Origin of the sequence: Gordonia sp. SGD-V-85 (assembly GCF_001456905.1) — a bacterium.
Taxonomy (GTDB): Bacteria; Actinomycetota; Actinomycetes; order Mycobacteriales; family Mycobacteriaceae; genus Gordonia; species Gordonia hongkongensis.
The window spans coordinates 148551-166454 of record NZ_LNQO01000007.1 but is presented as its reverse complement, the minus strand read 5'-3'; the positions used below and the strand labels follow the sequence as shown (position 1 = coordinate 166454).

Genomic DNA, 17904 nt, shown 5'->3' with positions numbered 1-17904 from the left:
GTGCGACTCACCTTGCGAGTCATCGGGATCGGGCCCGGCGGACCGCGTCAGATCACGCTGCAGGCGATCGACGCGATGGCCGACGTCGATGCCTTCCTCGCGCTGGAGAAGGGCACGGCGAAGAGCGGCCTCCTCGACGCACGCCGCGCCATCCTCGACGAGTATGCGCGCGAGGGGCATTCGCTGGTGGAGATCCCCGATCCGCCACGCGACCGGGAACCGGCCGACTACGACGCCGAGGTCCGGCGCTGGCACGCCGCGCGCGCCGAGCTGATCGCCGGCGCACTGCGCGACGAGGTCGGCGACGGGGGAGTGGCCGCGTTCCTCGTCTGGGGTGACCCCGCCCTCTACGACAGCACGCTGCGGATCGTCGACGATCTCGCCGCCCGCGACGACCTCGAACTCGAGGTCGAGGTCATCCCCGGCGTGACCAGCGCGAGCGCGCTCACGGCGGCCCACCGCATCGTCGCCAATCGCGTCGGCGAACCGATCCACACGACCACGGGCCGACGCCTCGCGGAGACGCCCGCGGGCGCCGACGCGAATCAGATCGTGATGCTCGACGCCGACCTCACCTTCCGGCACACCGCCGACCCGGAGGATCACATCTGGTGGGGCGCCTACGTCGGCACCGAGGACGAGATCCTGATCAGCGGCAAGGTCGGTGAGGTGACGGACCGGATCGTCGAAGCTCGCGCCGAGGCCCGGGACCGGATCGGCTGGATCATGGACATCTATCTGCTGCGGAAGAGTCGCCAGTAGCCGGACCCTTCGTGACGCGCCCTCCGCAAGCTCCGGGCGCTCCTCAGGGAACGGAGGGGCTGCGCTCGCTTCCTCGCACCTCGCACCTCGGGGCCCACCCCGCTCCCTGAGGAGCGAGCTTGCGAGCGTCACGAAGGGTCCTGGTGAGATGCGTCGCCAGATCACAGGTGCTCTCGCGCCACCAGTTCCACCGTCACGAGCATCGCGATGGAACTCACCGCGAGCAAGGCGATCAGCACGAACATCTGCATCGCCGCGGCCGCCCACACCGACGCCCCGCCGAGGACCATGCCGACGAACGCGCCGGGGATCGTGACGAGTCCCACCGACTTCGTCTGATCGAGGCCGGGGACGAGCGCGGTCGCCGAGGGCGGGCCGGCGATCTCCATCCGAGCGTCCCGCGGGTCGAAGCCGAGCGACAGCGCGGCTTCCACCTCGCCGCGACGGACCGACAGCTCGTCATGCGCCCGGCGTCCGGCGAGCGAGGCGGTGACCATCGCGCCGCCGAGCATGATGCCGGCAGTGGGGATCACGGCGATGCCGCGGGCAGGAAGCACACCGACTGCCACCAGAGCGGTGACGATCGCGATCGTCGGCGCCGCCACCGGCCCGGCACACCACGCGGTTCCCGCCAGGCGGGGACCCCCCGGTCGCACTCGTCGGGCCGAGGTCCAGGACGCGGCGGTCGCCATCACCGCGACGAACAGCGCCGAGGCCCACAGGTGGGGGATGACGGCGGCGAGCACGGCAGCCAGTGCCGCGAGTTGCGCGCCGGCCCGGAGCGTGGCGACGACGGTCTCCCGGGCCAATCCGCTCCGACGGTTCACCAGCACGGCGACCACGGCTAACAGGACGACGGCCACCACCAGTGCGGGCCCGATGCGCACCACCGCGTCGCCGATGCCGTTCACCGGTTCAGTTCACCAGATCTGACGCAGCGCGCCGAGCATCTCCTCGCGGATCTCGCTGCGGCAGATGACGAAGTCAGGCATGTACGGATGCCGGTTGTTGTACACGATCTCCGACCCGTCGAGGCGACTGCAGTGCAGTCCGGCCGCCAGGGCGACCCCCACCGGCGCTGCGTTGTCCCACTCGTACTGACCGCCGGCGTGGACATAGGCATCGGCATCGCCGCGGACGACGGCCATCGCCTTCGCGCCGGCCGAACCGACCGGCACCATCTGCAGACCCAGTCGGTTCGCCACGTAGCTGGTCTCATACGAGCCGCCCCACCGGGAGGTGACGAGACGCCGGGTCAGTTCGCCGGTGGTCTCCGCGACGGTGTCGGAACGGAACAGTTCACCCGTCGCGGGCAGCGACACCGACGCCTCGGTGACGATCCCGCTCTCGGTCAGGGCGACGTGTACGGCCCAGTCCGACGAGCCGCCGGCGAATTCCCTTGTGCCGTCCAGGGGGTCGATGATCCACACGCGCGACGCGGTGGCCCGGTCGCCGACGTCGGCGGCTTCCTCGGACAACACCGCATCGCGTGGCCGGTGTTTGCGGAGCACCGTCGAGATCCAAGCCTGCGCAAGCGCATCGCCCACATCGCCGAGCATCGCGCCGCCGAGCAGGTCGCCCGAACGGATTCCGAGGAGTACTTCGCCGGCTCCCTGCGCGATCCGGGCGGCCAGCTCGGCGTCGGAAAGTCGGGAGTTCATCCCACAACTAGAGCACACTGGTGGCATGCCTGAGCTCCCAGAGGTGGCCGCCATCGCCGACTACGTCGACGGCCGTGCGGCCGGACTCCCGATCCGCCGGGTCGACGTCGCGTCGTTGTCAGTGTTGAAGACCGCGGACCCGCCCTACACGGCGCTGATGGACCGGATCGTCGAATCCGTCGGCCGGGTGGGGAAGTACCTGGTCATCCGTACCATTCCCGGTTCGGCGGCCACTGCGTCAGAGCCGTTGCTGCAGCTGGTCATCCATCTGTCGCGGGCGGGCTGGGTGCGGTGGAGCGAGGACTTGTCGCCCAAACCCCTGCGGCCGGGCGGGAAGAGCCCGATCGCCCTGCGCGTGCACTGCGGCCTACCCGGCGAGGGGTTCGACGTCACCGAGGCCGGGACGCAGAAGCGACTCGCGGTGTGGCTGGTCCGCGACCTCGCCGACGTCGAGCGGATCGCCGGTCTGGGACCGGACGCGCTCGAGCTGACGTCCGAACAGTTCGCCGAGATCCTCGCCGGCACCACCGGCCGGATCAAGAACGTGCTCACCGACCAGCACACCATCGCCGGGATCGGCAACGCCTACTCCGACGAGATCCTGCACACCGCACGCCTGTCGCCGTTCGCGTCGTCGAAAACACTGAAGGCCGACCAGGTCGCGACACTCTACGACGCCATGCGCGGCGTGCTCACCGACGCGACCGGGCGTCTGGAGGGGCAGGCCGTCGCGCGGCTGAAGTCCGAGAAGCGCACTGGTTTGCGCGTGCACGCCCGCACCGGCCTGCCGTGTCCGGTGTGCGGCGACATCGTCCGCGAGGTGTCGTTCGCGGACCGGTCCTTCCAGTACTGCGCCACGTGCCAGACGGGCGGGAAGGTGCTGGCGGACCGTCGGATGTCGCGGTTGCTGAAGTAGGTCGCGCCGGGCGACCGGGAAGGCAGAACTTACCGGCCGGTAGCCTGGTCCTCGTGACGACACGGCAGAGGATTCTCATCACGGGTGCGAGTTCGGGGCTCGGGGAAGGCATGGCCCGACGCTTCGCCGCCCAGGGACGTTCGCTCGCCCTCGCGGCGCGCCGCCGCGAGAAGCTGGATGCGCTGGCCGGCGAACTGCGGCCCACCGCCGCACAGGTCGAGGTCGCGACGCTCGACGTCACCGACGTGGACGCCGTCCCCGAGGTCTTCGGGAGGCTGGCCGACGGTCTGGGCGGTCTCGACCGGGTCATCGTCAACGCCGGACTCGGCAAGGGCGCACCCCTCGGCACCGGCAAGGCCGCCGCGAACATCGAGACCGTGCAGACCAATCTCGTCGGCGCGCTGGCCCAGGCCGAGGCGGCGCTGGAGATCTTCCGTGCGCAGAACGCCGGGCACCTCGTGCTGATCAGCTCCATCTCGGGTGTTCGCGGCATGCCCAAGGCGCAGGCCGCCTATTCGGCGTCGAAAGCCGGGCTGACGGCGCTGGGGCAGGGACTCCAGGCCGAGTTCGCGTCGTCGCCGATCACGGTGTCGGTGGTCGCGCCGGGCTACATCGAGACCGATATCAACCGGGGCGTGAAGACGTCCCTGATGGTCGAGACCGACAAGGGCGTCGACGCGCTGGTCAAGGCGATCGAGGCGGAGAAGGACTGGGCCCCGGTGCCCGCGTGGCCCTGGACACCCATCGCGGCCGCGCTGAAGTTCCTGCCGGCGTCGGTCAGCCGCCGACTGGTCTGATTTGTGTAGTTCGTTCAGACAGTGGATGTTTCGCGTTCGACCCCCGGCGACGGGCTACCGTCACGGGATGGGTGTTCATCGGTTCGAGCGGCTGACGGCCGTCCTCGCCGCGTGCGCCGCGGGGTCCGTCTTTCTCGCGGGTTGTGCGCCTGCGGCACCGCACGATCGCGATCCGATCCCCTCGCCTCCGGCGTCGACGTCAGCGCCGCCGCCCTCCACCAAGATCGTGACCGCCGGACCACAGCGTGACGAGGGGCCGGTGATCAGACGGTTTCCGCTCCTGCAGGGTTCGGTGATCGAGGGTTGGACGGCCGGCACCCTCGGTGGCAACTCGTCGGACAGGGTCCCCGGACCATCCACCTACTGGTTCGACGCGGTCGTGAACGTCGGTACCGAGCGCGCGGCAGCATGGGCGGGGCAGTACGGCGCCGACCCGGTGGCCCCGCCTGACTCGGTGGCGGGCGCGTTGCGCGACCTGGTGCCGCCCGGCGGCTTTGTCGGCGGGCCCGCCCTCGACCGTGCGTTTTCGTCACCGGAGTGGCGCGCGACGGTGTACCTGTCGCTGACGACGGGTCGCGTGGTCGTCCTGGGTATCGACGACTGACCTGCGTAAGGTGGCCGTCGTGGCGAACAAGCAAGGACAAGTGGTGGCCTCGGGCGCGTTTCAGGTGTTCGGCGCTCGACAGCGGGATCAGGTCGGCGAACTGCTCGGCGAGATCTTCGACCGCACGGACATCGCGGCCTTGGGCTCCGACTGGCGGGGCATCGTCTACTTCACCCTCTCCGACGACGAGACCACCGCCGCCGACACGGTTCTCGGCTTCGACCCGTCGAGCGGGACCTCGGGTGAGCTGGCCACCGTCGACGAGGTGTCCGAGGCCGTCCGGACCGGTGACGTCGCCGAGGCCGTCGACGTGGCGAGCTTCGATGCGTGGCGGGAGGCGACCGGTACCCGCGCCCTGGACATGGGTGCCTGCGTGCCACCCGCCCTGTATGAATTCCTCGGCGGTGATCCCGCCGAACGAGACGTCGAGCCAACCGATCTCGTCACCTACGTGGCGACCGCGGCCGCCATCATGGGCCGCATCCAGTCGCTCGGCGTCGAACCCGGGGACGAGATCCCCGATGCGGTCTTCGACGAGGAGTACTGGACCTAACCGCCGGTTGAGCCGCCCTTGTGCCGGTTGAGCTTGTCGAAACCCCCTCAGACCGCGCGGCCCCGTCGTTCCCGGTACCACGTGACGAGGGCGTCGGTCGACGAATCGTCGTGCGTGTCAGGCGCTTCGGGTCGGGTGATGGTGCCGAGCAGTTCCTTGGCCTGGGTCTTGCCGAGTTCGACACCCCACTGGTCGAACGGGTTGATGCCCCAGATGGCGCCTTCGACGAAGACCTGGTGCTCGTAGAGCGCCACGAGCTGGCCGATCACCGACGGGGTGAGCTGGGGGGCGAGGATCGAGGTGGTGGGGCGGTTCCCCGGCATCACCTTGTGGGCCACGACATGTGCGGGCACGCCCTCGGCGGCGATCTCGTCGGCGGTCTTGCCGAAGGCGAGCACCTTGGTCTGGGCGAAGAAGTTGCTCATCAACAGGTCGTGCATGGAACCCGAGCCGTCGGGAGCGGTCGGCAGGTCGTCGGTGGGTTCGGCGAAACCGATGAAGTCCGCGGGCACCATCCGCGTGCCCTGGTGCAGCAGTTGGTAGAAGGCGTGCTGGCCGTTGGTTCCCGGTTCGCCCCAGAAGATCTCGCCGGTGTCGGTGGTGACGTGGTGGCCGCCGGCGGTGACCGACTTGCCGTTGGACTCCATCGTCAGCTGCTGCAGGTAGGCGGCGAAGCGGGCCATGTCGTTGCTGTACGGGAGCACCGCGCGGACACCGACATCCCAGAAGTTGTTGTACCAGAGGCCGATCAGGCCGAGAATGACCGGTGCGTTGCGTTCGAGGGGCTGGGTGCGGAAGTGCTCGTCGACCATGTGGAAGCCGTCGAGGAACTCGGCGAAGCGTTCCTTGCCGATCGCGGCCATCACCGACAGCCCGATCGCGGAGTCCACCGAGTACCGGCCGCCGACCCAGTCCCAGAAGCCGAACATGTTGTCGGTGTCGATGCCGAACTCCGCCACTTCGGCGGCGTTGGTGCTGACGGCGACGAAATGCTTTGCCACGGCGTCGGTGTCGGCGTCGAGCGCCTGCAGGAGCCAGGTGCGGGCGGCGGCGGCGTTGGTGAGTGTCTCGAGAGTGGTGAAGGTCTTCGAGGCGATGATGAACAGTGTCGTTTCGGCGTCGAGGTCGGCGAGGGTGCCGACCATGTCCGCGGGGTCGACGTTGGAGACGAAGTGGCAGCGGATCCCGGCGTCGACGTAGTGGCGCAGCGCCTGATAGACCATCACCGGACCGAGGTCGGAGCCGCCGATGCCGATGTTGACGACGTCGGTGATGGGTTTTCCGGTGTGTCCCTTCCACTCTCCGCTGCGGAGGCGGTCGGTGAACTCGCCCATCCGGGTGAGGACCTCGTGTACGTCGGCGACGACGTCCTGGCCGTCGACGGTCAGTGTCGCATCGGCCGGCAGGCGCAGCGCGGTGTGCAGGACGGCGCGGTCCTCGGAGGTGTTGATGTGGGCGCCGGCGAACATGTCGTCGCGGATCTCCTCGAGACCGACCTCGCGGGCCAGGCTCATCAGGAGTTCGAGCGTCTCGCGCAGCACCCGGTGCTTCGAGTAGTCGATGTGCAGATCGCCGACGTCGACGGTGAGTTCGCGCCCGCGTGCGGGATCGATCGCGAACACCTCACGCAGGTGCATGGCGTACACATGCGGCTGATGAGCCGCGAGCGCCTGCCAGGACTGCGTCGCGGTGATGTCGCCGTGGTCGGTGCCGGTGAAGTCGCTGCCAGGTGCCTGGGTGCTCATGACCACCAACCTTATGTGCTCGGCGTCGTGGCCGCGACGGTCGTCACACGTGGCGCGCAGGCGTCACCGGATCACCGCGTCGGTGTGCGAGGGGCCGGCGGGTCAGCGGCCCAGTGGCCCTCGCCCCAGACGCAGCAGCAGCATCGCGAGGGTGTGCCCCTCCTGGCCGAGATCCTGGAAGCGCTCGAGCACTTTCACCTCGCGGCTGTGGACCAGGCGGGGGCCGCCGGAGGCCATGCGTGCGGCACCGATCTTCTTCGACACCGCCGACCTGCGCTTGATCGCGGCGAGGATCACGGCGTCGAGCCGGTCGATCTCGAGCCGCAGCTGGTCGATGTCGTCGGGCAGGTCGCCGACCTCGGACGAGAGCTCGTACTTGTCGAGGTCGATCGAGTGCTCGAACGACGTGCCGCCGGACGGGCGGGGGTCCTGGGCGCCGGGGCTGGGGCTGCGGTCGGTCACGCGCCCGATTTTGCCACGACGCCCCGCGACGACCCGCATGCGGCCGAGTCGCCCGACCCGACCACGACGCCGCTCGCGGCACATGGAAACTGGAGCGCATGCCCAACGCGCGGATGGTGTCCCTCGTCGCCCTGTCCCTGATCGTGGGTCAGCTGATCATCCGCGGCTGGCTCGTCGCGACGGGCAACTTCTACTGGGACGATCTGGTCCTCGTGGCACGCGCGTCGTCGAACCCGATCCTGTCCTGGGAGTACCTGGGTCACAGTCACGACGGGCACTTCATGCCGGCGGCGTTCCTGCTCGCCGGGGTGGCCACGTGGCTGGCACCGCTGAACTGGGCGCTGCCGGCGCTGATGCTCGTGGCGATGCAGGCGATCGCGTCGGTGGCGGTGTGGCGGATGGTGCGGGTCATCGCGCCGCGCGCCCGCATCGGTGCACTCGTCGCGCTCGCGTTCTATCTGTTCAGTCCGATGACGGTGCCCGCCTTCGCCTGGTGGGCGGCCGGCCTCAACACCCTGCCCCTGCAGGCGGCGATGGCGTGGATCGTCGCCGACGCGGTCCGCCTCGCGCGCGGTGACGTCGACGACGCGCGACGCCGGCTGGTGTGGATCCGCTCGACGATCGTCTTCCTGATCGCGCTGGCGTTCTTCGAGAAGTCGTTGTTCATCCTCCCGGTGGCGCTGGTGGCCGCGGTCCTCGCGAACGGCGGTCCCCGCGCGACCACGGTGACGCTGCGGGCCGCCCGGGAGTTGTGGCTGGCGCTGACCGTCGTCGCCGCGTCGTGGGTGGCGGTGTACTTCATCACCACCGACCCGACGTCGGGTGAGCATTCGGTGGCGCAGACCGCGCGCCTGGTCTGGCGGTCGGTGACCGATGCGATCGTGCCGTCGCTCGTCGGCGGGCCGTGGGAATGGGAGCGGTGGACGCCGAGTCCGCCGACCGGCTTCCCGCAGATGTGGATGATCGTCGGCGGCTGGCTGGTGCTGGTCGCGGTGACCTGGTGGGCGGTGGCCCGCAGACGCGGCGGCGCGGCGATCGTCGTGTGCGCGCTGATCTACGCGGTGGCCGCCCAGATCCCGGTGATGTGGAACCGGTCGAGCCCGCAGACGGCGATCGAACTCGCCCAGCACATGCGCTATCTCCCGGACACGGCGCTGGTGTTCACCATCGCTCTGGCCCTGCTGTGCGCGGCGCCGGCCCGGACCACCGATGTGGGCGGACGGCATGCGCGCACGTCCGACGCCGAGGCCGGGCGCGATGAGGAGCGGTCGGCCGCGCTGCCCGCGTTCGCGTCCGTCGTCGGTGCGCTCGTCGTGGTGTCCGCGCTGGTGTCGCTGGTCTCGTTCTCGTCGTCGTGGCGGGACAACCCGACCGGCGACTACCTCGAGACCGCGACCGCATCGCTGCACGACGCCGCGACGCAGGGGCCGGGCGGCGTGACCATGCTCGACCAGTCCGTGCCCCTGGAGATCCTGCAACCCTTCGTCTACCCCGACAACCAGGTCAGCCGCATCTTCGGCCGCGTGGAGCCCCGGCCCGACTTCGGGGTGGCCACCGACCGGTTGTTCGTGCTCGACACCGCGGGAAATCTCGTGCCCGGCGGCGTGACGCAGCGTCGCACCATCTACGCGGGGGCGGGGACCTGCCGGACCCCGGAGGTCGACGGACCCACCCGACTGCGACTCGACGGTCCGCTCTTCTCCTGGCCCTGGACGATCGCGCTCAGCTACTGCGCGACCCGGGACGGCGAGATCGAGATCGCGCTCGCGGACGGGGAAGCGGTCCGGGCACCGGTCCGCGCGGGACTGGGGTCGGTGTATGTCCGGATCAACGGTGGCGGCGACCACGTCGATCTGCGGCCCCTGACGCCGGGGCTGCGGCTGCACACCGGCGCCGGCCGGGTGGGCGAGGCCGCCGAGGCGCGCTTCGCGGGCGGCTGAGTTCTAGTGGTGTGTCTCGGAAATAAGCGACTGGTCTCCGGCGCTCGATCGGCGCCTGGCTGCGTTGTCGTCGGTCGAGATAGCTCCGCTATCCCTCCCTCCTCCGCCTTGCCAGACCACCGATCGCTCCACCGGATACCGGCCACCTATTTCCGAGACACACCACTAGTCGTAGTAGAACGCGGAGATGTTGTCGCTCTGGTTCTCCGCGGCGATGAGGGCTCGCAGCGCCGACGCGGTCTCCTCCTCGGCGACGAAGTAGACGACCTGCGCGTCGCCCGCCGCTGCGACCTGCTGCTCCATCTGCTTGCGGAGCACCTCGGTGCCTTCCCAGGACGGATCGAAGGTGCCGCCGACGATGTGGTCCTGATATCCCTCACCGAAGGTGATGTGCATGTTGCCGTCGGTGCCGATGCCGTCGAAGACGTAGTCGCCGCGCTTGATCGCGTAGTAGCTCGGCAGGCCGGTCACACCGGAGCCGAACCGGGCCTGTGCCGGTTCCTTGTTCCCGGTGCGGACGTAGACGATCTCGGTGTTGGTCTGCTTCTCGTTGTTGTCGATGAGATCGTTCAGTTCGTCTGTGGTCGCGTCGATGAAGGCGAGATAGGTGAAGGTGTACCGCGACGCGATGTTGGTGTCCGGCGGGAGGTTGGTCGCCGCGCAGCGGGTGGTTCCGTTGCGTCCGAAGTCGACCCGCAGGACCACCTTGCACTCACCGCCGACGGCGCCGGGCGGGCGGTTGCCGACCGCGAAGTTCAGCGTCAGGCCGTAGTTGAAGTGGCCGCGGACGTTGTCGGCGTACGGGCTGCCCTGCACGGTGTAGTCGAAGGCGCAGGACGAGGTGGTGCATGCACCCGTCTGGCGCGAGGACACCACCGGCTGCTCCATCCAGAGGCCGGGGGCGGGCACCGACAGCAGGTCCGAGACGAGTGCACGCTGGTTCGCGAACACCTTCTGGGCCTGGTCGGCCGGCTGCAGGCTGACCGCGGCGTCGATGTCGTAGGTGACCGGGCCCTGCACGCTCTGACCCTTGACGTTCGTGACGTTCTTCGTCTCCGGGTCGAAGGTGACCTCCCACGCTCCGATCTTCACCTTGTCGTCGCCGACGAACTCGATCGGCGGGTCGGTGGTGGGCCAGCGTCGGGCGTCGGGGGTGCCCTTGTTGGGCGCCGGGAGCTCGGCCCCGAGCTGCGGCGCGTCGCCGTTCTCGATGTTGCCGATGTCGCCGGCGAGGTTGTCCGGGCCGAGGATCGTGCCCAGGCGCGGCAGGCTGGTGAAGCGGGTGGAGGCCCACTTGTTGTCGAGCGGGGCGGCGTCGAGATTCGTCTTCTCGGCGTCGACGAGGAGTTCGTTCCACAGAGCGCCGGGGGCGCTGAGGAACGGGCTGTTGCCGATCTGCCGGTACTCGCCCTGCTGTGAGCCCAGGGTGATCGTGCCCTCGGCGGTGTTCGACGTGGTGACGATCAGGTCGTCGAACTCGACCGTCCCCTCGCCGCGCTCGTCGTCGTATTTGTAGGTGACCTTGCCGGTGAACTTCGCCGCCGGGCTCGTCGCCATCTTGAACAGCACCTCGTCGAGGCTCTTCTGCGCACGGAAGGCGGGGGTGGGCTCCACGGTGCCGGCGCTGCTGAACGGGACGAACGACAGGACGAGCGCGATGACGAGGGCCAGTGCTCCGACACCGAGGGCGATGGCGGCGGGGACGATGGACGGTCTCTTCATGGCGCCTCTTCCTGCTCGCCGGGGCGTCGTCGCCGCGTGCGAGTTGTTCGCAGACAGGGCACCCCGAGCCGGTGATACCGCGTCATATTAGCCGCGGGACACGGCGATCGGGGTCTCAACCCACGGGGCCGGTCGGCTGTTCGGTCGACCACGTGCCGGGGTGGAGCGGACCGGCCGACGGGGGTCTGTCGGCGGTGGCGGGTAACCTGGACAACCGATGAACAGCTCTTCTTCTGCCCCTCTTCTCGCCGGTCGCGCGGGCGCCGCTCCCTCGGGTGCGGCCGCCGACGACCGGGTCGCGCGCCTGCTCGACGGTCTCAACCCGCAACAGCGCGCCGCGGTGCTCCACGCCGGCGCGCCGTTGCTGATCGTGGCGGGCGCGGGCTCGGGCAAGACGGCGGTGCTGACCCGCCGGATCGCCTACCTGCTCGCCGCACGGGACGTCACGCCCGGGCAGATCCTGGCCATCACCTTCACCAACAAGGCCGCCGCGGAGATGCGCGAGCGGGTCATCGACCTCGTCGGCCCCCGCGCCGCCTACATGTGGGTCTCGACCTTCCACTCCACATGCGTGCGCATCCTCCGGGCGCAGTCGGGCTTGCTGGAGAAGATGAACTCGAACTTCTCCATCTACGACGCCGACGACTCGAAGCGGTTGTTCGGCATGGTCATCCGTGACCTCGACCTCGATCCCAAGAAGTTCAGCCCACGCGGGGTGTCGGTGGCCGTGTCGAACTTCAAGAACGAACTGATCTCGCCCGACGAGGCGCTGGCCGCGGCGCCCGAGGACGACCCGACGTCGACGACGATCGCGCAGATCTACGCCGAGTACCAGCGCCGTCTGCGCGCCGCAAACGCCTTCGACTTCGACGATCTGATCGGGGAGACCGTCGCTCTGCTACATCGGCATCCCCAGGTCGCGGAGTATTACCGGCGCCGGTTCCGTCACGTCCTCGTCGACGAGTACCAGGACACCAACCACGCGCAGTACGTGCTCATCCGCGAACTGGTGGGGGAGCAGACCACCGCGAGTGGTCTCGAGCCGTCGGAGCTGTGCGTCGTCGGCGACGCCGACCAGTCCATCTACGCCTTCCGCGGCGCCACCATTCGCAACATCGAGGAATTCGAACGCGACTTCCCGTCCGCCGAAACCGTTCTGCTCGAACAGAACTACCGGTCGACGCAAACGATCCTGTCGGCGGCCAACGCCGTCATCGCGCGCAACTCCAACCGGCGCGAGAAGAAGTTGTGGACCGACTCCGGTGACGGCGAGCTCATCGTCGGGTACGTCGCCGACTCCGACCGCGACGAGTCGACGTTCATCGCCAAGGAGATCGAGGAACTCACCGACTACTCGATCGGCGGGTCGTCGAGTCACAAATACTCCGACATCGCGGTGTTCTACCGCACCAACACCGGTTCGCGTGCGATCGAGGAGGTGTTCGTCCGGCACGGGATTCCGTACAAGGTCGTCGGCGGCACCAAGTTCTACGAGCGCAAAGAAGTGCGGGATGTGGTGGCCTACCTGCGGGTGGTCGCCAACCCCGACGACTCGGTCAGCCTGCGCCGGATTCTCAACACGCCTCGGCGCGGTATCGGCGATCGCGCGGAAGCCTGCGTCGCCGTGCATTCGGAGAACACCGGACGGAGCTTCTACGAGTCGCTGATGGACGCTGCCGAGGGCAAGGTCGCATTGCTCAACACGCGGGCGGTCAAGCAGATCGGCGGGTTCGTCGAACTCATCGAAGGGCTCCGGTCGGACTTCCTGACCCACTTCGGCGAGGCCGGCTCGGAGGACGCGGATGTGGCCTTCCTCGACGCCACCGAGGAGTCGGCCGACATCGGCGAACTCGTCGACGCGATCGTCGAGCGCACCGGCTACCGCGCCGAACTCGAGGCGTCCAACGATCCACAGGACGGCGCACGCCTCGACAACATCAACGAACTCGTCGCCGTGGCACGGGAATTCAGTGCCGACGCCGCGCAGGTCGACGCCGATGCCGACGACCCCGAGGTCGAGGTGGACCGCGAGGGCGAGCCCGAACCCGGTTCGCTCGCAGCGTTTCTCGAGCGGGTCTCACTCGTCGCAGACGCCGACCAGGTGCCGGATGAGGGCGAGGGCGTGGTCACGATGATGACCCTGCACACCGCCAAGGGCCTCGAGTTCCCGGTCGTCTTCGTCACCGGTTGGGAGGACGGTCATTTCCCGCACATGCGCGCGCTCGGCGACCCGGCCGAGCTGAGCGAGGAGCGGCGCCTGGCCTACGTCGGGATCACCCGCGCCAAGCAGCGTCTGTACCTCACCCGGTCGGTCACCCGCGCCTCCTGGGGGCAACCGGTGTCGAACCCGGAATCCCGTTTCCTGCAAGAGATCCCGCAACACCTCGTCGACTGGCGCCGAACCGAACCCAAGCGCTCCATGCGCGGCTTCGGCGGATCGTCGGGCGGCGTGTTCGGCCGCGACGGGGCATTCTCCGGTTCGGGTGGTTCGTCGATGGGCCGTGGCCGCTCGTCGTACTCGTCGGATCCGGCCCGCGGACGCAACAAGCAGGTTCAGCTCGACATCGGCGACCGACACAACCATCCGAAGTACGGCATGGGCAAGGTCGTGGCCAAGGAGGGCAGCGGCGCCACCGAACGCGTCACCATCGACTACGGCGGCAGCGCGGGACGCGTCACACTTCTCACCGCGGGCGGGATTCCCGGGGACAAGCTCTAGGGCTGGGTTCGCAAGGAGCGCACGCCCCGCTCCCTGATCCGGAAGAAGTTACCCCACTGCTCCCTGAGGAGCGCCCGGAGCTTGCGGAGGGCGCGTCACGAAGGGTCCTGGCAACCGAGACTGCGAATGCCCTTCGTGACGCGCGCGAGCTCGCCCCTCAGCAACCGCGCCTGACGGCCATCGTGGACTACGAAAGAACTCGTTGTGCTCGGAGCGGGCCCAACCACTGCTCCCTGAGGAGGCCGGAGCTTGCGGAGGCCGTCACGAAGGGTCCTGGTGAGACCGCGTCGCCAACCCCTCGTGGCTCGACGCGACCTGTGGGGCCCTTCTGCTAGCCGGTGTAACCGGAGAGCTTCACGCCCTTGGCTGCGAGCCAGGGCACAGGGTCGATCTTGGTGTTGCCGTTCTTCCACACCTCGAAGTGCAGGTGCGGGCCGAACGAAAAGCCCTCGTTGCCCACCAGGGCGATGACGTCGCCGGCGGTGACGCGCTGGCCTTCGGTGACCAGGACGCCCGAGGAGGCCATGTGGCCGTACATGGTGACCGTGCCGTCGGCGGCCTGGATCTGAACCCAGTGGCCGTATCCCGACGCGGGCTCGGCCTTGATCACGACACCGTCGGTGGCGGCGTGGATCGGGGTGCCGAGGGGAGCGGCCATATCGATGCCGCCGTGCATGGTGCCCCAGCGCATCGCGAAGGCGGAGGTGAAGTCGTAGCTGCCGAGCGGGATCGGCGAGGTGAAGAGCGGGCGCCGGGCCAGGGCCTCGCGACGATCCTGGTCCGCCGCCATCTTGGCGCCCACACCCAGCTGATTGGTGAAGACGTTCATCTGGTCGGTCTGTGCGGTCGCAGCAGCGACGCCGGGGCCCAGCTCCGCGGGTGCGGCGCCCGGGGCGGTGGCGTCGTTGACGGCCGCGGCGTTCACGGGTGCGGGCGCCTCGTCGCTCGTGCCGACCTGAGCGACCGCGGCGACGGCCGCGCCGGCGGCCATGGCGATGAGAGCTGCGCGTCCGCCCTTGAGGGCGTTCGGCGGCGCCGCGATGCGGTGCTTGCCGCCACGCCGGACCCGTTGTCCGGCCGGATTCGTCCGGAAGGGGCGATGCTCGGTGTCGTCGTCGAGATCGTCGTCGTCGAGCGAACGGAGTTCGCCTCCGTCGAAGATGTCGAGCTCGGCGCCCTCGACGTCGAACGGCTCGTCGTGCTCGTACTGATCGAACTCGTGCTCGGGGATCAGGATGTCCTGAGTGATCTCCGAACGGGTGGGACGGTAGTAGCCCTGCCACGACGACGGCGTCCAGCCGGCGTCGGAGTGCTCGCGAGTGGAGGTGTCGGAGTCTGCGAAGTCGAACTCGTAGTCGGTGAGGTCGTACCCGGCCGCATCGTCGGTGTCGACAAGGGGGATGATCGTGGTCATCTCTTCCGCTGTGACGTCATCGATCAACCCGCCCGATCGGACGCGGCCCGATCCGCGTGAGACACCGAGTCCCGCCAAATCGTCCACCTCATCTCTTCGCTACCGCATCTCGTCGCCGGCGGATCGAAGTCACCGTCCGTAATCCTTCTGTGACCACCGCTGAGAGCCGACGGTAACGAAATGATTGCGGCAAGTCCAACCGTAGAAAGCGACAAACCGGCATATTGTGAGCTGAGTCACATGGCTGGTCGCCAAGTATGGAAATTGCCGGATTTTCTGTTCACTACAGCAAATTCAACCTGTGAAGACCGCGCGCCGATGAATTCTGCGGTCGTCGCAGTTCATGGGGTCGGACCGACGCTGCGGACCTCACGTCACGACGTCAATACTGTGAGAACCGACCGAGCGAGTGATCTGTCGCACAAGCGCAGGGTGCGCGCGGGGTGGCGATTCCCGACAGGTTTAGAGTCCGATATGGCCCGCATTACACCCTTGCGCGGGCAAATCTACGAGATGGTGAGCTGAATGGATCTCTTCGAATACCAGGCGAAGGAACTGTTCGCCAAGCACGGGGTTCCCACCACACCCGGTCGGGTGACCGATGATGCCGCCGATGCGCGGGCGATCGCCGAGGAAATCGGCAAGCCCGTGATGATCAAGGCGCAGGTCAAGACCGGCGGGCGTGGCAAGGCAGGCGGCGTCAAGTACGCCGCGACCCCGGACGACGCGCAGTCCCACGCTTCCAACATCCTTGGCCTCGACATCAAGGGCCACGTCGTCAAGAAGCTGCTGGTCGCCGAGGCCAGCGACATCGCGGAGGAGTACTACATCTCCTTCCTGCTCGATCGCACCAACCGCTCCTACCTGGCCATGTGCTCGGTCGAGGGTGGCATGGAGATCGAAGAGGTCGCGGCGACCAAGCCCGAGCGCCTCGCGCGGGTCGCCGTCGACGCCGTGAAGGGTGTCGATCTGGAAACCGCGCGCTCGATCGCCGAGCAGGGCCATCTGCCTGCCGAGGTGCTCGACGCCGCAGCGGTCACCATCGCGAAGCTCTGGGAGGTCTTCGTCAAGGAAGATGCCACCCTGGTCGAGGTCAACCCGCTCGTCCGCACCCCGGACGATCAGATCCTCGCCCTCGACGGCAAGGTCACCCTCGATGCCAACGCCGACTTCCGTCAGCCCGGCCACGAGGAGTTCGAGGATCGCGACGCCACCGATCCCCTGGAGCTCAAGGCCAAGGAGAACGACCTCAACTACGTCAAGCTCGACGGCGAGGTCGGCATCATCGGCAACGGCGCGGGACTGGTCATGTCGACCCTCGACGTGGTCGCCTACGCCGGTGAGAAGCACAACAACGTGAAGCCCGCGAACTTCCTCGACATCGGCGGCGGCGCCTCGGCCGAGGTCATGGCTGCCGGCCTCGACGTCATCCTCGGCGACGAGCAGGTCAAGAGCGTCTTCGTCAACGTCTTCGGTGGCATCACCGCATGTGACGCCGTCGCCAACGGCATCGTCGGTGCTCTCGAGAAGCTGGGGTCCGACGCCAACAAGCCGCTGGTCGTACGCCTCGACGGCAACAAGGTCGACGAAGGCCGCAAGATCCTGGCCGATGCGAACCACCCGTTGGTCACGCTCGCCGAAACCATGGACTCGGGCGCCGACAAGGCCGCCGAGCTGGCGAGCAAGTAAGGGAGCCACGGAATATGTCGATCTTTCTGAACAAAGACAACAAGGTCATCGTCCAGGGCATCACCGGCGGTGAGGGCACCAAGCACACCGCTCTGATGCTCAAGGCCGGCACCAACATCGTCGGCGGTGTCAACGCGCGCAAGGCCGGCACCACCGTGTCGCACGTCGACGCCGACGGCAACAACGTCGAGCTGCCGGTGTTCGCATCGGTCGCCGAGGCCATGAAGGAGACCGGGGCCGACACCTCGATCGCCTTCGTGCCGCCGAAGTTCTCCAAGGACGCCATCATCGAGGCCATCGACGCGGAGATCCCGCTGCTCGTGGTCATCACCGAGGGCATCCCGGTGCAGGACTCCGCCTACGCGTGGGCCTACAACGTGGAGAAGGGCGAGAAGACCCGCATCATCGGCCCCAACTGCCCCGGCATCATCACCCCGGGTGAGGCGCTGGTGGGCATCACGCCGAACAACATCACCGGCAAGGGGCCGATCGGTCTGGTCTCCAAGTCGGGCACCCTGACCTACCAGATGATGTACGAGCTGCGCGATCTCGGCTTCTCGACCGCCATCGGCATCGGCGGCGACCCGGTCATCGGCACCACCCACATCGACGCCATCGAGGCGTTCGAGAAGGATCCCGAGACCAAGCTGATCGTGATGATCGGTGAGATCGGCGGCGACGCCGAGGAGAAGGCCGGCGAGTACATCAAGGCCAACGTGACCAAGCCCGTCGTCGGCTACGTCGCGGGCTTCACCGCCCCCGAGGGCAAGACCATGGGCCATGCCGGCGCCATCGTCTCCGGCGGTGCGGGCACCGCGCAGGGCAAGAAGGAAGCCCTCGAGGCTGCGGGCGTCAAGGTCGGCAAGACGCCGTCCGAGACCGCCGCGCTGGCGCGGGAGCTCTACGAGGCACTGTAAGAA

General features: G+C 68.4%; 15 protein-coding genes. 9 read left to right on the top strand and 6 right to left on the bottom strand.

The window, feature by feature from the left end; all coding sequences use genetic code 11:
- The gene (cobF, locus tag AS181_RS10605) at positions 1-762 is read left to right on the top strand and encodes a precorrin-6A synthase (deacetylating) (protein WP_058251554.1); all 762 of its coding nucleotides are present in this window, start codon (positions 1-3) and stop codon (positions 760-762) included.
- Between the two features lie 161 nt (positions 763-923).
- On the opposite strand, the gene AS181_RS10600 is transcribed toward cobF, so the two are convergent.
- Both AS181_RS10600 and AS181_RS10595 read right to left on the bottom strand, forming a co-directional pair.
- Positions 924-1673 carry an ABC transporter permease gene (locus tag AS181_RS10600; protein ID WP_058251553.1) on the bottom strand — a complete coding sequence of 250 codons (750 nt, stop codon included), beginning with the start codon at positions 1671-1673 and terminating at the stop codon, positions 924-926.
- Positions 1674-1682: 9 nt separating this feature from the next.
- On the bottom strand, positions 1683-2423 hold the full coding sequence (locus AS181_RS10595) for a 3'(2'),5'-bisphosphate nucleotidase CysQ (protein WP_058251552.1): 741 nt from the start codon (positions 2421-2423) through the stop codon (positions 1683-1685).
- A gap of 25 nt (positions 2424-2448) precedes the next feature.
- On the opposite strand from AS181_RS10595, the gene AS181_RS10590 reads away from it, so the two are divergent.
- From AS181_RS10590 to AS181_RS10575, 4 genes are all read left to right on the top strand, one after another.
- Positions 2449-3339, top strand: coding sequence for a DNA-formamidopyrimidine glycosylase family protein (locus AS181_RS10590; protein ID WP_058251551.1), 891 nt, complete (start codon positions 2449-2451; stop codon positions 3337-3339).
- 53 nt (positions 3340-3392) lie between these two features.
- Positions 3393-4136 (top strand): SDR family oxidoreductase, encoded by a 744-nt coding sequence (locus AS181_RS10585; protein ID WP_058251550.1) that lies wholly within the window; start codon positions 3393-3395, stop codon positions 4134-4136.
- A 67-nt stretch (positions 4137-4203) separates the two neighbouring features.
- Positions 4204-4740 (top strand): hypothetical protein, encoded by a 537-nt coding sequence (locus AS181_RS10580; RefSeq protein WP_058251549.1) that lies wholly within the window; start codon positions 4204-4206, stop codon positions 4738-4740.
- A gap of 19 nt (positions 4741-4759) precedes the next feature.
- Positions 4760-5293: a hypothetical protein gene (locus AS181_RS10575; RefSeq protein ID WP_058251677.1), complete on the top strand. Its 534-nt coding sequence runs from the start codon at positions 4760-4762 to the stop codon at positions 5291-5293.
- 47 nt (positions 5294-5340) lie between these two features.
- Here AS181_RS10575 and pgi read toward each other — a convergent pair whose 3' ends face one another.
- Positions 5341-7038, bottom strand: a complete 1698-nt coding sequence (gene pgi / locus AS181_RS10570) for a glucose-6-phosphate isomerase (protein WP_058251548.1) — start codon at positions 7036-7038, stop codon at positions 5341-5343.
- Between the two features lie 102 nt (positions 7039-7140).
- The gene (locus tag AS181_RS10565; RefSeq protein ID WP_033203695.1) at positions 7141-7500 is read right to left on the bottom strand and encodes a chorismate mutase; all 360 of its coding nucleotides are present in this window, start codon (positions 7498-7500) and stop codon (positions 7141-7143) included.
- Between the two features lie 98 nt (positions 7501-7598).
- Between AS181_RS10565 and AS181_RS10560 the strand changes: the two genes are divergently transcribed.
- Positions 7599-9440, top strand: a complete 1842-nt coding sequence (locus AS181_RS10560) for a hypothetical protein (protein ID WP_058251547.1) — start codon at positions 7599-7601, stop codon at positions 9438-9440.
- Between the two features lie 165 nt (positions 9441-9605).
- On the opposite strand, the gene AS181_RS10555 is transcribed toward AS181_RS10560, so the two are convergent.
- Positions 9606-11162 (bottom strand): hypothetical protein, encoded by a 1557-nt coding sequence (locus tag AS181_RS10555; protein ID WP_058251546.1) that lies wholly within the window; start codon positions 11160-11162, stop codon positions 9606-9608.
- A gap of 217 nt (positions 11163-11379) precedes the next feature.
- On the opposite strand from AS181_RS10555, the gene AS181_RS10550 reads away from it, so the two are divergent.
- On the top strand, positions 11380-13881 hold the full coding sequence (locus tag AS181_RS10550; protein ID WP_058251545.1) for a UvrD-helicase domain-containing protein: 2502 nt from the start codon (positions 11380-11382) through the stop codon (positions 13879-13881).
- Between the two features lie 331 nt (positions 13882-14212).
- Here AS181_RS10550 and AS181_RS10545 read toward each other — a convergent pair whose 3' ends face one another.
- Positions 14213-15382 carry a M23 family metallopeptidase gene (locus AS181_RS10545; RefSeq protein WP_058251544.1) on the bottom strand — a complete coding sequence of 390 codons (1170 nt, stop codon included), beginning with the start codon at positions 15380-15382 and terminating at the stop codon, positions 14213-14215.
- Between the two features lie 438 nt (positions 15383-15820).
- Here AS181_RS10545 and sucC point away from each other — a divergent pair, with 438 nt between their 5' ends.
- Together sucC and sucD are read left to right on the top strand one after the other, a co-directional pair.
- The gene (gene sucC / locus AS181_RS10540; RefSeq protein WP_010843609.1) at positions 15821-16984 is read left to right on the top strand and encodes an ADP-forming succinate--CoA ligase subunit beta; all 1164 of its coding nucleotides are present in this window, start codon (positions 15821-15823) and stop codon (positions 16982-16984) included.
- Positions 16985-16998: 14 nt separating this feature from the next.
- The gene (sucD, locus tag AS181_RS10535; RefSeq protein ID WP_058251543.1) at positions 16999-17901 is read left to right on the top strand and encodes a succinate--CoA ligase subunit alpha; all 903 of its coding nucleotides are present in this window, start codon (positions 16999-17001) and stop codon (positions 17899-17901) included.
- Positions 17902-17904: the final 3 nt, after the last annotated feature.

Coding starts and splice junctions, on each gene's coding strand:
- AS181_RS10595 (WP_058251552.1), bottom strand. CDS start 2,423: ATGAACTCCCGACTTTCCGACGCCGAGCTGGCCGCCCGGATCGCGCAG.
- AS181_RS10590 (WP_058251551.1), top strand. CDS start 2,449: ATGCCTGAGCTCCCAGAGGTGGCCGCCATCGCCGACTACGTCGACGGC.
- AS181_RS10580 (WP_058251549.1), top strand. CDS start 4,204: ATGGGTGTTCATCGGTTCGAGCGGCTGACGGCCGTCCTCGCCGCGTGC.
- pgi (WP_058251548.1), bottom strand. CDS start 7,038: ATGAGCACCCAGGCACCTGGCAGCGACTTCACCGGCACCGACCACGGC.
- AS181_RS10560 (WP_058251547.1), top strand. CDS start 7,599: ATGCCCAACGCGCGGATGGTGTCCCTCGTCGCCCTGTCCCTGATCGTG.
- AS181_RS10555 (WP_058251546.1), bottom strand. CDS start 11,162: ATGAAGAGACCGTCCATCGTCCCCGCCGCCATCGCCCTCGGTGTCGGA.
- AS181_RS10550 (WP_058251545.1), top strand. CDS start 11,380: ATGAACAGCTCTTCTTCTGCCCCTCTTCTCGCCGGTCGCGCGGGCGCC.
- sucC (WP_010843609.1), top strand. CDS start 15,821: ATGGATCTCTTCGAATACCAGGCGAAGGAACTGTTCGCCAAGCACGGG.
- sucD (WP_058251543.1), top strand. CDS start 16,999: ATGTCGATCTTTCTGAACAAAGACAACAAGGTCATCGTCCAGGGCATC.